Raw genomic sequence first — 14542 nt, forward strand, 5'->3', positions numbered from 1 at the left:
GGTTGAAAAGTTGGGTTAACAAGGTGATGGGGTGAATCCTACCCACTCGATCCCCGGATGGCTCATTGGCAAACCTCATGCTGGTGATTTGTTTTCGCTATTAGCCGACGGTATTAATAGAAGAAAACGTGATCTACAGCGCCAACGGCTTTTCCGCGAGTCGGGCCATGCCCAGAAACGGGCTGGCTTCAACATAGCGCATGGCGGACTTCATATCCTTCCAGCCCACGTAACTCATCAACGACTTCAAGTCCCAACCACTCTGATGGGCCCAACTGGCAAAGCCGCGTCGCAAGGAGTGACTGGTGTAGTGCTCGGCGGGAATGCCGGCGCGCTCAAGGGCCTGGCGCAGTAGCGGGATGACGCTGTTGGCGTGCAACCCCTCCTCGCTCAGGTGCCCCCAGCGATCGATGCCTCGAAACACCGGCCCACGAACCAATGCGGCTTCGGTGATCCACTGGATGTAAGCGTTCACCGGGCAAAGGCGTTGCAAGGCTGGGGTCTGGTAGGTCTTGCCGAGGTTCTCGCGGTCGCTCTTGGTGCGCGGTAAGTAGAGTGTGATGCCAGAGCTGGCGATCGCTTGAACGTGCTCGATTTGTACACGGCACAGCTCATCACTGCGAAACCCGCGCCAGAATCCCAGGAGGATCAGCGCCATGTCGCGCCGCGCCCGCAGGAGCGCCGGTCGATCCTGCTGCGCCCTGGCTTCTGCCGCTTCTTTTTCCAACCAGGCAACCACCTGCTCCAGATGTTGCAGTTGCAACGGTTCGGCCTGTTTTTCCTGAGCCGGGTGCAGCGCGCGAATCCCCTTGAAGACCTTGCGCACCACTGGCGCCTTGGTCGGATCAGGAAATCCCTGACTGTGGTGCCACTGCGCCAGCGCCGACAGACGCAACTTCAGCGTATTGATCGACAACTCCCCCGCATACGCCACCAGATAGCGCGCGACGCTGTCGGCGGTGGCCGGCAGAAACCCGCCCCACGTGACTTCGAAATGCTCAATGGCTGCCCGGTAGCTGCGCCGGGTGTTGTCGCGCGTGGCGGCCTGTAGGTATCGATCCAGCTCGGTCATCGGTTCAACTCTCTAAAACGTACCGCGTTGGCGGGTGCAATCGTGCCGTGCGGCTCATCACACGGGGTAATACCAGTATATCCCGCATGACATATTGACATCATTTATCTTTATTTTTCAGATGGTACACTGCGTACTTTAGTGGCATGTACCACAGTACGAAATCGTAGGAGAACTCATGGCTCGTGGCGGCGTAAATAAAGCAGTGGTGCAAGCGGCACGGTTGGCGATCCTCGCCCGTGGCGAAAACCCAAGCATCGATGCAGTACGGATCGAAATGGGCAACACCGGCTCGAAAACCACGATCCATCGCTACCTGAAGGAACTGGATGACGGCCGTGAACGGGCCGAGCCCGTGGCGGAACCCATCGATGACGAACTGGCGGATCTGGTGTCGCGCCTGGCCCAACGCCTGAAAGAGAAGGCCCAGGAACCGATCGACCAGGCTCGCGAGCAGTTCGACCAGCAGCGCAAAACACTGGAAAGCCAGCTTTCAGAAGCCCAGGAAGCCAATATCGAATTGCATCAGCAGTACGAGATGCAAAGCCTGGCACTGACCCAGGAATCCGAATCGCTACAAGAAACCCGCTCCATGCTGCAAACCGAGCAAACCCGCAATGCCGGGTTGAATCAGGCACTGGCCGGTTTCGAATTGCGCTTGCAGGACAAGGACGAGCAGATTCGCTCACTGGAAGAAAAGCACCTGCACGCCCGCGAGGCCTTGGAGCACTACCGCAACGCCGTCAAGGAACAGCGTGAGCAGGAACAAGGCCGCCACGAAAGCCAGGTGCAGCAGATTCAAATGGAGCTGCGTCAGGCACAGCAAAGCGCGATGGTGCGTCAGGACGAGATCACTCAGCTGCACCGCGACAATGAGCGTTTGTTCACTGAAAACCGCGGCTCCCAGAGGGAGCTGAGCCTGTTGCAGGATCAACTCAAGCACACCAATAGCCGGCAGGATCAACTGCTGGAACAGGTCAACCGCATCGACAGCGAACGCACCCTCCTCCAGGAACGCTTGCGCGTCGCCCTGCTGGAAAGTCAGTCGCTGAAACAGAGCGTCGACGAGCAGTCGCAGGCTAATAAAGCGCTGGAAATTGAATTACTCAAGACTCAGGCGAGCCTCGATGAAAGCATGCGCCTGGCGGCTGCTGTTGCAACAGCGCCAGACGCAGCCAAGGACGATTAACCGGCGACAGGCGTACGCATGGTGACGAACTCTTCGGCGGCCGTCGGGTGCACGCCGATGGTTTCGTCGAAATCGCGCTTGGTCGCCCCTGCCTTCAAGGCAATCGCCAAGCCCTGGACGATCTCGCCGGCATCCGGCCCGACCATGTGGCAGCCCAACACCTTGTCGGTCTTGGCCTCTACCACCAGTTTCATCAGCGTGCGCTCCTGGCACTCAGTCAGGGTCAGCTTCATTGGGCGGAAACGGCTTTCGTAGATCACCACCTCGTGGCCCGCTTCGCGAGCGTCTTCCTCGCTCAAGCCAACGGTGCCAATGTTCGGCAGGCTGAACACGGCGGTCGGAATCATCTTGTAATCCACCGGGCGGTATTGCTCAGGCTTGAACAAGCGTCGAGCCACAGCCATGCCTTCGGCCAGAGCGACCGGCGTCAGCTGAACACGACCGATTACATCGCCGAGCGCCAGGATCGACGGTTCAGCCGTCTGATACTGCTCATCGACCTCGACAAAGCCTTTCTTGTCGAGTTTGACGCCGGTGTTTTCAAGCCCGAGGTTGTCGAGCATCGGACGCCGGCCAGTCGCGTAGAACACACAATCCGCTTCCAGCTCGCGACCATCCTTGAGTGCAACCTTCAGACTGCCATCAGGCTGCTTGTCGATACGCTCAATGTCGGAGTTGAATTGCAGGTCCATGCCACGCTTGGTCAATTCTTCCTGCAAATGCTTGCGCACCGCGCCATCGAAACCGCGCAAGAACAACTCACCGCGGTACAGCAACGTGGTCTTGGCACCCAACCCGTGGAAGATACCGGCGAACTCAACGGCAATGTAACCACCGCCCACCACCAGAACACGCTTCGGCAGTTCCTTGAGGAAAAACGCCTGGTTGGAGCTGATTGCATGCTCGTGTCCCGGGATTTCCGGGATCTGCGGCCAGCCACCGGTCGCAATCAGGATGTTTTTAGCGGTATGGCGTTCACCATTGATCTCGACCGTGTGCGGATCGACGATTTTGGCGTGGCCTTCATGCAAGGTGACGCCGCTGTTGACCAGCAAGTTGCGGTAAATGCCATTCAGGCGATTGATCTCGCGGTCCTTGTTGGCGATCAGCGTGGCCCAATCAAACTGCGCCTCGCCCAGCGTCCAGCCAAAACCGGAAGACTGCTCGAAGTCTTCGGCGAAGTGCGCACCGTAGACGAGCAATTTCTTCGGCACACAGCCGACGTTCACGCAGGTACCGCCCAGATAGCGGCTCTCGGCCACGGCCACTTTTGCGCCAAATCCGGCGGAAAACCGTGCAGCTCGAACACCACCGGAACCGGCGCCAATCACGTACAAATCAAAATCAAAGGCCATTTTCAATCTCCTCGGCAGTCCACAAGCATACCCGCAGACGTTCGCCGGGCAAGTGCTGCAAACGATATAGGGCCAGAAAATAAAAAAGCCACCCGAAGGTGGCTTTTCAATACAAGCGAGTCAACAGCTATCAGTAAGCCTTGCCAGTCTTGTAGAAGTTCTCGAAGCAGAAGTTGGTCGCATCGATGTAGCCTTCAGCGCCACCACAGTCGAAACGCTTGCCTTTGAACTTGTAGGCCATCACGCAGCCGTTCTGGGCTTGCTTCATCAGGGCGTCGGTGATCTGGATTTCACCACCCTTGCCTGGCTCGGTTTGTTCGATCAGGTCGAAGATATCCGGGGTCAGGATGTAGCGACCGATGATCGCCAGGTTGGACGGTGCATCTTCCGGCTTTGGTTTCTCGACCATGCTGTGAACGCGGTAGATATCATCGCGAATCATCTCACCGGCGATCACGCCGTACTTGTGAGTTTCTTGTGGGTCGACTTCCTGAATGGCGACGATCGAGCAGCGGAACTGCTTGTACAGCTTGACCATCTGGGTCAGAACGCCGTCACCTTCAAGGTTTACACACAAGTCATCCGCCAGCACCACGGCGAACGGTTCGTCACCGATCAGCGGGCGACCGGTCAGGATCGCGTGACCCAGGCCTTTCATTTCGGTCTGACGGGTATAGGAGAACGAGCAATTGTCGAGCAGCTTGCGGATACCGACCAGGTATTTCTCTTTGTCGGTGCCCTTGATCTGGTTTTCCAGCTCGTAGCTGATGTCGAAGTGGTCTTCCAGGGCGCGCTTGCCGCGACCGGTAACGATGGAGATTTCGGTCAAACCGGCATCCAGAGCTTCTTCGACGCCGTACTGGATCAGTGGCTTGTTTACCACCGGCAGCATTTCTTTGGGCATGGCTTTAGTCGCTGGCAGGAAGCGAGTACCGTAACCGGCTGCTGGGAACAAGCATTTCTTGATCATATAAGTCCTTGAAAGGGCTGTGTGTACGAGTTTCGGCGCAGTCTAATCAGGCGGCGTGCACCTTACAATGCCCCGCACTGGCTAACCGATGCCAACATAGAGAAATATTCTCGCGGATAGTTCCGCATATCGCTGCACAGATCCTTCGACAGCTTCTAATAGATAGCAGATAACCCGGAACCTGCACTGGCGATCACACCAGACATGCAATCGCACCACCATACGCCCATCAGCACTCTCTGGGTGCATTTGGCGTTATCATGGCGCAATTGAACAAGCCAACGAGGCAGATAGATGTCGGAAGCAAAAAGCGTCAACGGGTTCCTGATCAAACAGAAAGACGGCGAATGGTGGATAAAGAACTTCGGCGATACCGAGACGATCACCGGGCCGTTCCCTACCGAAGCACGGGCGATTGAAGTGGCATCCGTATTGCAGCTTGAACACCCAGCACCCGCCAAACGTCGCGGCAAAGACAAGACTTGATCTGAACCGGTTTCTGACCAGGCCCTGCTTCGCGCAGGGCTTTTTTGTGATTACACGCAAGGGAAGTGGCCCTTCGCTATAACCTTTTGATGCCAGCGCTGTCACAGGCTTAGCCCCATCATCCTGACGACGACAACGACATGACTAAATTTTTGCCTCTGATTGCAGTATTGGCCCTGAGCGGCTGCGCCACCTCGGAAACGGCTTACCTGAAAAACGGCGAACAGGGGCTGGCCATCGACTGCTCCGGCGAAGCCAACTCGTGGGCCACCTGCTACGAAAAAGCCGATGCATCCTGCGCTGGCACCGGCTATCGAATCGTCGGGACCGACGGCACGCCGTCAACCAAGGAAAGCGACAAGACCCTTGGCGTCGATGTAGGCAATTTCAAGAACCGCAGTGTCTTGGTGGTCTGCAAGTAAGTCCGACGCTACATGTGAATTTCAGCAAACTTAATCCCGAGACCGCGCACGGTCTCGATCAGGTCGTCGAGACGGCTGAACGATTCGACTTCGTCGTTATCGTCCACCAGAAAATAACTGCGCCCGGCGCTTTTCTTGAAAAACACGATCCACTCCCCTGGATTCGCCGGGTTCTGAATCACATGGGTGGCAGAGATGTGACCCTCTGTATGCCGCTCCCGAACCTGCTCTCGCTTCATGCCTGACTCCAGAAATGACAATGCCGTCAAAGCACAGCCTTGACGGCATCGATGTAGATTGTCGCTAGTGTATCAGCCGGAAATGCAGGCGTTGGCGGCTTTCTGCACATCCTTGGGGCGTACCGGCACATTGGACATGCGCTCATGCAGCTTGATGCTGCTGCCACCGGAACGCTCTTCAATATCAAAGACGGCGGCCGGGTCCGACGAGAACTTCGCCGGAACGATCACGCGCACCCCGTCTTTGTGTGGCTCAACCTGCAAAGCACCACGGCTATCGGCCAGTTGCTCAACCAGGCACTGTGCATACTCATGGGGCTTTTTTCCTGAGATCACGTTCATGGTCGGCAGCGTCTCGTTGATCTCAGTCACGCTGGCGCAGCCACTTACGACCAACGCCAACGGCAGGACTAACACACCCCACTTCATACAAAAACCTCCGATAAAGACCCTCGGACAGCACAATTGCTGATTTTCTCCGAGGCGCACCGCTTTTATCGCCCACAGAATGCCGAATAACTGTTTTTAATTGCCAAAGCGAACCATGACGACCCGATAATTACCTGTGCGGGCTGATAAACTGCGCCAATCGCCCATGCTATCGTTTTGATTTTGTAGAAAAAGCCCTTCTGGAGGCGCCTCATGAAATTTATCCACCAGCGCGAGCACCTCAATGAAGACGACATCGTCGTCATCCAGTGCTCCCAAATGTGCAACATCCGCTTGATGAACGACGCCAACTTCCGCAGCTTCAAGAATGGTGGTCGTCACACCTACCACGGCGGCGCATTCGATACTTTCCCGGCCCGGATTACCGCGCCGAGCACCGGTTTCTGGAACATCACCATCGACACGGTCAACCGCCGGCCGATCAGCGTGACCCGCAAGCCGACCCTGACTCATTCGATCAAGATCATCCGTCGCTCCAGCACAAAACTGAGCTGAGCAACGTCCGCACACGAAACAAGGCAGGTATGACCGTGGCTCAAACGACCAAGTACGTCATCAAATACAAACTCAACGGTGAGCGCCGCTTCGAGTTTGCCCAGCTTGAAAACGGCACCGCTGAAGAAGCCAAGGCCGCGCTCGACGCCATTCATGGCCAGAGCGACGATGTCATCAGCGAGATCAGCGTCAGCAAAGCACTGTAACAGCCCCCGGAGCGGTCACAGGGATGTCTGCTTCCGCGCCTGAAGTTTGACCGCAAGCGCCGGAGTGTTCGCCCCGCCCCTGCTGCCTAGACTGGCCACCTCAACCTTGGGTTAAGGAGTCAGAACATGCTGGAGCAACAACTCGATCAGGATGGCTGCGCCATTATCAGATCACTCCTGAGTGCCGAATCCTGCGACGAGATCAGCGCGTTTTACGCGCAGCCCGGGCTTTTTCGTTCACAGGTGATCATGGCTCGTCACGGCTTTGGCCGTGGCGAGTACAAATACTTCAAATACCCTCTGCCGGATCCCGTCGCGCGCCTGCGCAACGCGCTTTACCCGAGCCTGGTGCCGATTGCCAATCGCTGGCACGAATGCATGGGCCTGCCGACGCGTTTTCCCGCGACGCATGCAGACTTTTTGCAGCGCTGCCATGCCGCCGGTCAGGAACGCCCGACCCCCTTGTTGCTGCAATATGGCCCGCAGGACTACAACTGCCTGCACCAGGACCTGTACGGCGAACACGTCTTTCCGCTGCAAGTGGCGATTCTTCTGTCAGAACCCGACGAAGATTTCACCGGCGGCGAATTCGTGCTGACCGAACAGCGCCCGCGCATGCAGTCACGTCCTCTGGTCATGGACCTGAAGAAAGGCGATGCCTTGATCTTTGCCGTCAGCCAGCGCCCGGTCAAAGGTGTTCGCGGCTACTACCGAGTGAACATGCGCCACGGCGTGAGTCGCCTGCACAGCGGAAAACGGCATACCCTTGGAATCATCTTTCACGATGCGTTATGAACCATGAACCCTTTCACCCTGGATTTGTTTGCCGACACCGAACCCGAACAACCGCTACGGCGCGAGCAGATCGGTGAACAAGCCTGCGTCTTGCGCGGCTTTGCCCTGCCCTGGCTGGAATCGTTGCTGACAGCGCTAGAGGGGGTTTTGACCGTCGCGCCGTTTCGGCAGATGGTCACCCCCGGCGGCTTCACCATGTCCGTAGCCTTGAGCAGTTGCGGTGCCCTGGGCTGGACCACCGACCGAAGCGGCTACACCTACACGCGCAATGACCCGCAGACCGGGCAACCCTGGCCGAAAATGCCTGAGGTGTTTTTTGAACTGGCACAAGCGGCGGCACGTGGAGCCGGATTTACGGATTTTGTTCCCGATTCCTGCCTGATCAACCGCTATGTCCCCGGCGCGAAGATGTCTTTGCACCAGGATAAAGACGAAGGTTCCTACGCAGCGCCGATCGTTTCGGTATCGCTAGGGCTGCCCGCAACGTTCCTGTTCGGCGGTTTTGAGCGCAGCGATAAAAGCCAGCGTGTGCCCCTGTTGCATGGCGATATTGTGGTCTGGGGTGGCGTCGACCGTTTGCGCTATCACGGCGTATTGCCGATCAAGGACGGGCATCATCCGAAGCTGGGCGAACAACGGATCAACTTCACGTTTCGTAAGGCCGGTTGAAAGACTCGAATTTGACCGCAAGACCCGGAGTGCCACGCCCCTCTCGCCTGATTAATCTGAATGAAACGGGTCAATGGAACTACAGACATGACAACTCATTCGACTAAAACAGCTACCGAAATCGATCCTCGCTGGGCCGCCGTTGTAGCGCGCGATCCAGCCGCAGACGGGCAGTTTGTCTACGCGGTCAAAACCACCGGCATTTATTGCCGCCCGAGCAGCCTGGCGCGCTTGCCGAATCCGCAGAACGTCGAGTTTTTCGACACGCCGGAGCAAGCCCAGGCGGCGGGATACCGTCCCAGCAAACGCGCAGCAAAAGACCAAAGCGATGTTGCCGCCCAACACGCGGCCACCGTGGCAGCGGCCTGTCGGCACATCGAATCCGCCGAAAATCTGCCGCCGCTCAATGAACTGGCGGACGCAGCGGGCCTCAGCAGCTTCCATTTCCACCGAGTGTTCAAAGCCGTCACCGGGCTGACACCCAAGGGTTACGCCACGGCTCATCGCTCGCGCAAGGTGCGTGATCGTCTGGCGGGTGGTGGCTCGGTCACCGATGCCTTATATGACGCTGGTTTCAATTCCAACAGTCGTTTCTATGAAGCGGCGGATAACTTGCTCGGCATGAAGCCGGGCGACTACCGCGCTGCCGGGCAAAACAACGACATCCACTTTGCCGTTGGCCAGTGTTCCCTGGGGGCCATTCTGGTGGCGCAAAGTGAACGCGGGGTTTGCGCGATTCTGCTGGGGGATGATCCGCATCAACTGGTCTGCGATCTGCAGGACAAATTTCGGCGTGCCAACCTGATCGGCGCCGATCATGAGTTCGAGCAACTGATCGCCCAGGTCGTAGGGTTTATCGAAGCGCCGGCCCTTGGCCTGGATTTGCCGCTGGACGTGCGCGGCACGGCGTTCCAGGAGCGTGTCTGGCAAGCCTTGCGCGAAATTCCCGCTGGCCGCACCGCGAGCTATGCCGAGATTGCCCAACGCATCGGGTCGCCCAAGGCTGTGCGCGCCGTGGCCCAGGCGTGCGGCGCGAACAGTCTGGCGGTGGCGATCCCTTGCCACCGCGTGGTGCGCAGCGACGGCAACCTGTCAGGCTATCGCTGGGGCGTTGAGCGCAAGCGTCTGTTGCTGGAACGCGAGACGCGCTGATCAGCGATTCACATCGACCACCACCCGCCCGCGCAATTGCCCGGCGAGCAGGCGCGGCGCGGCATCGATGGCTTCGCTCAAAGCGATTTCATGGCTGATCAGCGGCAGCAGCGCGAAGTCCAGATCCTTGGCCAGTCGATTCCAGGCCAGTACGCGCCTGGCCTTGGGCTGGGTCACGCTGTTGATCCCGGCCAAGGTCACGCCACGCAGAATGAACGGGGCGACCGAGGCCGGGAAGTCCATGCCTTGCGCCAGACCACACGCTGCTACCGTGCCGTTGGCCTTGGTGCTGGCGCAGGCGTTGGCCAACGTGTGGCTGCCGACCGAGTCAATCACCCCCGCCCAACGCTCCTTGGCCAACGGTTTGCCGGGGGCGGACAATGTGGCACGGTCGATGATTTCACTGGCGCCCAGCTGCTTCAGGTAATCGTGTTCGGAAGTTCGACCGGTGGAAGCGACGACGCGATAACCCAGCTTGCTCAGCAGCGCGATCGCGAAACTGCCGACACCGCCGTTGGCACCGGTGACCAGCACTTCACCTTGATCGGGCGTCACACCGTTATGTTCCAGCGCCAGGATGCTCAGCATGGCCGTGTAACCGGCAGTACCGATGGCCATGGCTTGGGCTGCTGTAAATTCCTTTGGCAGCGGAATCAGCCAGTCACCGTTCAGGCGTGCCTTCTGCGCCAATCCACCCCAATGCCCTTCGCCCACGCCCCAGCCATTGAGGACCACTTGATCTCCGGCCTTGTAGTCCGGGTGATCGCTGGTTTCGACAGTGCCTGCCAGATCGATCCCCGGCACCATCGGGAATTTTCGCACCACCGGGCTGCTGCCGGTAATTGCCAAGCCATCCTTGAAGTTCAGCGTGCTGTACGCCACGCGGACCGTTACGTTCCCTTCGGGCAGTTGATCGTCATTGATCTCTTGCAGTGTGGCCCGGTAACCGCTGTCGTCTTTGTCGATCAAAATGCCCTTGAACATCGTTACCTCTCAATGGAATCAATCAGGATGTGGAGCCCTTGAAATACCATAAAGAAACATTTCGCCGTACAAGACTTTAAGCCAAACCGCTGGCCAGCCAAAAGTAGACTGGCCCTTCACCCTCGATAGCTGGTAAAAAACCGGTTCAACCGTCCTGCCCTGTTTTGACGTCGGAGATTGAAATGAGCCAATGGCCAGACACCCGCATTCTTGACCTGCTCGGGATTGAGCTGCCGATCATCCAGGCCCCCATGGCCGGCGCCAACGGATCGGCCATGGTCATCGCCGCGAGTAACGCCGGCGGCCTGGGCTCGATGCCGGCTGCATTGCTGACCATCGAGCAATTGCGCGAAGAGCTGAAGACGATTCGCCAACACAGCCAGCGCCCGTTCAACATCAACTATTTCTGCCATCAACCTCCGGCCCCTGACGAGCAACGCGCCCGGGACTGGAAGAACGTGCTGGAACCTTACTACCGGGAACTGGGCGTCGATTTCGATGCGCCGACACCGGTTTCAAACCGCGCGCCGTTCGATGTGGCCGCCTGCGAGGTCGTCGAAGCGTTTCGCCCTGAAGTGGTCAGTTTTCATTTCGGCCTGCCGGAAAAGTCCCTGCTGGAACGGGTGAAAGCCACCGGTGCAAAAATTCTCTCCTCGGCGACCACGGTTGAAGAAGCTGTCTGGCTCGAACGGCACGGCTGTGACGCCATCATCGCCATGGGTTACGAGGCCGGTGGTCATCGCGGGATGTTTCTCAGTGATGATCTGAGTAGCCAGGTCGGGACGTTTGCCTTGGTGCCACAGATTGTCGATGCGGTAAAAGTGCCGGTGATTGCCGCCGGCGGGATCAGTGATGCGCGCGGCGTTGCGGCCGCCTTTATGTTGGGCGCTTCAGCGGTGCAAGTGGGCACGGCTTATTTGTTCACGCCAGAAGCCAAGGTCAGCGCGTCTCACTACAAGGCATTGCGCACGGCCAAAGAAAGCGAGACCGCTGTCACCAACATTTTTACCGGCCGCCCGGCACGCGGCATTCTCAATCGGGTGATGCGTGAAATCGGGCCGATCAGCGATAAAGCGCCGAAATTCCCACTCGCCGGCGGTGCGCTGATGCCGTTGCGAGCCAAGGATGAAGCGGATTTCAGCAACCTCTGGGCCGGGCAAGCGTTCCGGTTGAGCGCTGAAATGACCACAGCCGAATTGACCCGTCGCCTGGCGGATGAAGCATTGGCCAAACTGCTCCGTCGATAAGCGATCCCCGGTAGCCGCTGCCGAGCCCGCGAGGCTGCGTCCGGCGGCGCAACCGGACGCAGGCTTCGCCAGCGGCTACAGGGTTGAGCGCGGCTAATACCGATCCCCCACTCATAAACCAACACATTCCGTTTGAAGGCATTTCGCTATATATTCGACTATATAGCGTTTCACCTCCTTGCTGCATTTGCCTATAACGGAGCCGTTTCATGACCATGGGTGCCTCACGTTTTGCCCCTTCTTGCCTCGCCAGCCTGATCGCCCTCTTCGCTTTCGGCTCCGCGCACGCGGACGAAGTCCAGGTCGCTGTCGCCGCCAACTTCACAGCCCCTCTCCAGGTCATCGCTGCCGATTTTGAGAAAGACACCGGGCACAAACTGATCGCGGCGTATGGCGCCACCGGCCAGTTCTACACCCAGATCAAGAATGGCGCGCCGTTCGAAGTGTTCCTCTCGGCCGACGACACCACCCCGCAAAAACTTGAATCCGAAGGCGACACGGTCAAGGGTTCGCGCTTCACCTACGCCATCGGCACCCTGGCGCTGTGGTCGGCCAAAGAAGGTTACGTCGACGCCAAGGGCGAAGTACTGAAGAAGAACGAGTACCGGCACTTGTCCATTGCCAACCCGAAAGCTGCACCGTACGGTCTGGCCGCGACTCAGGTACTGGCCATGCTGGGCCTGACCGACAAGGTCAAGGATAAGATCGTAGAAGGCCAGAACATCACCCAGGCTTACCAATTCGTCTCCACCGGCAACGCAGAACTGGGCTTCGTAGCCTTGTCGCAGATCTACAAAGACGGCAAAGTCACCGACGGTTCGGCGTGGATCGTTCCAGCTGACATGCATGACCCGATCAAACAAGACGCGGTGATCCTCAACAAAGGCCAGGACAACCCGGCCGCCAAGGCACTGGTTGAATACCTGAAGGGTCCGAAAGCCGCTGCTGTCATCAAATCCTATGGTTACCAACTCTAAATGACGCTGACGAGTGCCGACTTCGCTGCCATCTGGCTAACCCTCAAACTGGCGTCCCTGACGACCGCGATCCTGTTGGTCATCGGCACTCCAATTGCGTTATGGCTGTCACGCACCCATTCCTGGTTGCGCGGCCCGGTCGGGGCGATCGTCGCCCTGCCCCTGGTCCTCCCGCCCACGGTGATTGGCTTTTATCTGTTGCTGGCGCTGGGGCCTCACGGTTTTGTCGGTCAGTTCACCCAATCGCTGGGGTTTGGCACCCTGACCTTCAGCTTTGCGGGGTTGGTCGTCGGCTCGGTGCTGTACTCGATGCCATTCGTGGTTCAACCGCTGCAAAACGCCTTTTCCGCCATTGGCACTCGCCCCTTGGAAGTGGCCGCGACCTTACGCGCCAATCCGTGGGACACCTTCTTCAGCGTGATCCTGCCGCTCGCACGGCCGGGTTTTATCACAGCGGCGATTCTCGGCTTCGCCCACACCGTCGGTGAGTTCGGTGTGGTCTTGATGATCGGCGGCAACATCCCGGACAAGACGCGCGTGGTGTCGGTGCAGATCTACGATCACGTCGAAGCCATGGAATACGCCCAGGCCCATTGGCTGGCCGGGGCGATGCTGGTGTTCTCCTTTGCGGTGTTGCTGGCGCTCTACTCCAGCCGCAAAACCAAAGCGATCTGGAGCTGATCGATGATCGATATGCGTCTGCAACTGAGCTATTCGGGGTTCGCCCTGGACGTGGACCTTCAATTGCCCGGTCGTGGCGTGACCGCGCTTTATGGACACTCAGGCTCGGGAAAGACCACCTGCCTGCGCTGCATCGCCGGACTGGAACAAGCCCCACAGGGTTTTATCCAGGTCAACGATGAAGTCTGGCAGGACAGCGAAAAGAAGATTTTCGTACCGCCGCATAAACGTGCGCTGGGGTATGTCTTCCAGGAAGCCAGTCTGTTCCCGCACCTGTCAGTGCTGGCGAACCTGCAATTCGGCCTCAAGCGCATCCCGAAACAGCAGCGCCGGGTCGACATGGGCCATGCCACGGAATTGCTGGGGATCGGGCATCTGCTGGAACGTCACCCGCAGCACCTTTCCGGCGGCGAGCGGCAGCGGGTCGGCATTGCGCGCGCGCTGCTCACCAGCCCGAAACTGCTGCTGATGGACGAGCCGCTGGCGGCGCTGGACAGTCAACGCAAAAACGAAATCCTGCCTTACCTGCAACGCCTGCACGATGAGCTGGACATCCCGGTGCTGTATGTCAGTCACTCGCAGGATGAGGTCGCGCGTTTGGCCGATCACATTGTCTTGCTGAGCGAAGGCAAGGCGCTGGCCAGCGGCCCCATCGGCGAAACCCTCGCTCGTCTCGACCTGCCACTGGCGCTGGGCGACGATGCGGGCGTGGTGATCGAGGGGCATGTCAGCGCGTATGACGCCCACTATCAGTTGCTGACCTTGCAGTTGCCCGGGACCGAACTGGGCATTCGCGTCGCCCATGCGCCCATGCCCTTGGGTCAGACACTGCGTTGCAAGGTTCAGGCGCGCGATGTCAGCCTGAGCCTGCGAAGCGTCGAGCAAAGCAGCATCCTCAATCGCCTGCCAGTGACCGTGATCGGTGAAATCAGCGCCGACAACGCTGCCCATGTGCTGATACGCCTGAATGCCGCCGGCACGCCATTACTGTCTCGTATCACCCGCTACTCCCGGGATCAGTTGGGCGTGCATCCTGGCCAGCAACTCTGGGCACAAATCAAAGCGGTGGCAGTGCTGGCCTAAGTCTTTTGGCACCAACGACAAATGAGCGCGGTCAATGGCTGTACTGACCCCTGATTTGTTGTCGAGGTTG

At 58.6% G+C, this 14542-nt stretch carries 18 protein-coding genes; 12 read left to right on the forward strand and 6 right to left on the reverse strand.

The genetic code is table 11. From position 1 onward, the window contains the following. Nucleotides 1-133 precede the first annotated feature (133 nt). Nucleotides 134-1072 carry a site-specific integrase gene (locus H8F22_RS10865; RefSeq protein ID WP_027922995.1) on the reverse strand — a complete coding sequence of 313 codons (939 nt, stop codon included), beginning with the start codon at nucleotides 1070-1072 and terminating at the stop codon, nucleotides 134-136. Between the two features lie 178 nt (nucleotides 1073-1250). On the opposite strand from H8F22_RS10865, the gene H8F22_RS10870 reads away from it, so the two are divergent. After that, the gene (locus H8F22_RS10870; RefSeq protein WP_194940105.1) at nucleotides 1251-2261 is read left to right on the forward strand and encodes a DNA-binding protein; all 1011 of its coding nucleotides are present in this window, start codon (nucleotides 1251-1253) and stop codon (nucleotides 2259-2261) included. Here the strand turns inward: H8F22_RS10870 and gorA are convergent. Both gorA and galU read right to left on the reverse strand, forming a co-directional pair. Continuing rightward, the gene (gene gorA / locus H8F22_RS10875) at nucleotides 2258-3616 is read right to left on the reverse strand and encodes a glutathione-disulfide reductase (protein WP_027922993.1); all 1359 of its coding nucleotides are present in this window, start codon (nucleotides 3614-3616) and stop codon (nucleotides 2258-2260) included. The two genes, H8F22_RS10870 and gorA, sit on opposite strands and share 4 nt — an antisense overlap. 130 nt (nucleotides 3617-3746) lie before the next feature. Beyond that, nucleotides 3747-4586: a UTP--glucose-1-phosphate uridylyltransferase GalU gene (gene galU / locus H8F22_RS10880; protein WP_010460715.1), complete on the reverse strand. Its 840-nt coding sequence runs from the start codon at nucleotides 4584-4586 to the stop codon at nucleotides 3747-3749. A 294-nt stretch (nucleotides 4587-4880) separates the two neighbouring features. Here galU and H8F22_RS10885 point away from each other — a divergent pair, with 294 nt between their 5' ends. Further along, entirely contained in the window at nucleotides 4881-5072 is a 192-nt protein-coding gene (locus H8F22_RS10885) for an SH3 domain-containing protein (protein ID WP_027922992.1), read from the forward strand. A 140-nt stretch (nucleotides 5073-5212) separates the two neighbouring features. Further along, complete coding sequence (locus H8F22_RS10890) at nucleotides 5213-5494, forward strand: hypothetical protein (protein WP_027922991.1); 282 nt, start codon at nucleotides 5213-5215, stop codon at nucleotides 5492-5494. A gap of 8 nt (nucleotides 5495-5502) precedes the next feature. On the opposite strand, the gene H8F22_RS10895 is transcribed toward H8F22_RS10890, so the two are convergent. Next, nucleotides 5503-5733 carry a hypothetical protein gene (locus H8F22_RS10895; protein ID WP_194940106.1) on the reverse strand — a complete coding sequence of 77 codons (231 nt, stop codon included), beginning with the start codon at nucleotides 5731-5733 and terminating at the stop codon, nucleotides 5503-5505. 72 nt (nucleotides 5734-5805) lie between these two features. After that, on the reverse strand, nucleotides 5806-6162 hold the full coding sequence (locus H8F22_RS10900) for a hypothetical protein (RefSeq protein ID WP_027922989.1): 357 nt from the start codon (nucleotides 6160-6162) through the stop codon (nucleotides 5806-5808). 213 nt (nucleotides 6163-6375) lie between these two features. On the opposite strand from H8F22_RS10900, the gene H8F22_RS10905 reads away from it, so the two are divergent. From H8F22_RS10905 to ada, 5 genes are all read left to right on the forward strand, one after another. Beyond that, nucleotides 6376-6678, forward strand: a complete 303-nt coding sequence (locus H8F22_RS10905) for a DUF1883 domain-containing protein (RefSeq protein ID WP_016984992.1) — start codon at nucleotides 6376-6378, stop codon at nucleotides 6676-6678. A 29-nt stretch (nucleotides 6679-6707) separates the two neighbouring features. Next, complete coding sequence (locus H8F22_RS10910; protein ID WP_155953714.1) at nucleotides 6708-6884, forward strand: hypothetical protein; 177 nt, start codon at nucleotides 6708-6710, stop codon at nucleotides 6882-6884. A 126-nt stretch (nucleotides 6885-7010) separates the two neighbouring features. Then, the gene (locus H8F22_RS10915; RefSeq protein ID WP_027922987.1) at nucleotides 7011-7679 is read left to right on the forward strand and encodes a 2OG-Fe(II) oxygenase; all 669 of its coding nucleotides are present in this window, start codon (nucleotides 7011-7013) and stop codon (nucleotides 7677-7679) included. Nucleotides 7680-7682: 3 nt separating this feature from the next. Continuing rightward, nucleotides 7683-8348 carry a DNA oxidative demethylase AlkB gene (gene alkB / locus H8F22_RS10920; protein WP_194940107.1) on the forward strand — a complete coding sequence of 222 codons (666 nt, stop codon included), beginning with the start codon at nucleotides 7683-7685 and terminating at the stop codon, nucleotides 8346-8348. A gap of 87 nt (nucleotides 8349-8435) precedes the next feature. Beyond that, complete coding sequence (gene ada, locus H8F22_RS10925) at nucleotides 8436-9500, forward strand: bifunctional DNA-binding transcriptional regulator/O6-methylguanine-DNA methyltransferase Ada (RefSeq protein ID WP_027922985.1); 1065 nt, start codon at nucleotides 8436-8438, stop codon at nucleotides 9498-9500. On the opposite strand, the gene acuI is transcribed toward ada, so the two are convergent. Next, the gene (gene acuI / locus H8F22_RS10930; RefSeq protein ID WP_027922984.1) at nucleotides 9501-10484 is read right to left on the reverse strand and encodes an acrylyl-CoA reductase (NADPH); all 984 of its coding nucleotides are present in this window, start codon (nucleotides 10482-10484) and stop codon (nucleotides 9501-9503) included. It abuts the gene before it with no gap. A 182-nt stretch (nucleotides 10485-10666) separates the two neighbouring features. On the opposite strand from acuI, the gene H8F22_RS10935 reads away from it, so the two are divergent. The 4 genes from H8F22_RS10935 to modC all read left to right on the forward strand — a co-directional run bounded on the left by H8F22_RS10935 (nucleotide 10667) and on the right by modC (nucleotide 14472). Beyond that, on the forward strand, nucleotides 10667-11731 hold the full coding sequence (locus H8F22_RS10935; protein ID WP_194940108.1) for an NAD(P)H-dependent flavin oxidoreductase: 1065 nt from the start codon (nucleotides 10667-10669) through the stop codon (nucleotides 11729-11731). Between the two features lie 209 nt (nucleotides 11732-11940). Next, nucleotides 11941-12708, forward strand: a complete 768-nt coding sequence (modA, locus tag H8F22_RS10940) for a molybdate ABC transporter substrate-binding protein (RefSeq protein WP_194940109.1) — start codon at nucleotides 11941-11943, stop codon at nucleotides 12706-12708. Then, nucleotides 12709-13389 (forward strand): molybdate ABC transporter permease subunit, encoded by a 681-nt coding sequence (gene modB / locus H8F22_RS10945; protein WP_027922981.1) that lies wholly within the window; start codon nucleotides 12709-12711, stop codon nucleotides 13387-13389. It begins immediately after the preceding gene. A 3-nt stretch (nucleotides 13390-13392) separates the two neighbouring features. Next, nucleotides 13393-14472 carry a molybdenum ABC transporter ATP-binding protein gene (gene modC, locus H8F22_RS10950; RefSeq protein ID WP_194940110.1) on the forward strand — a complete coding sequence of 360 codons (1080 nt, stop codon included), beginning with the start codon at nucleotides 13393-13395 and terminating at the stop codon, nucleotides 14470-14472. Nucleotides 14473-14542: the final 70 nt, after the last annotated feature.

This window comes from Pseudomonas mucoides (assembly GCF_015461845.1).
Classification (GTDB): domain Bacteria; phylum Pseudomonadota; class Gammaproteobacteria; order Pseudomonadales; family Pseudomonadaceae; genus Aquipseudomonas; species Aquipseudomonas mucoides.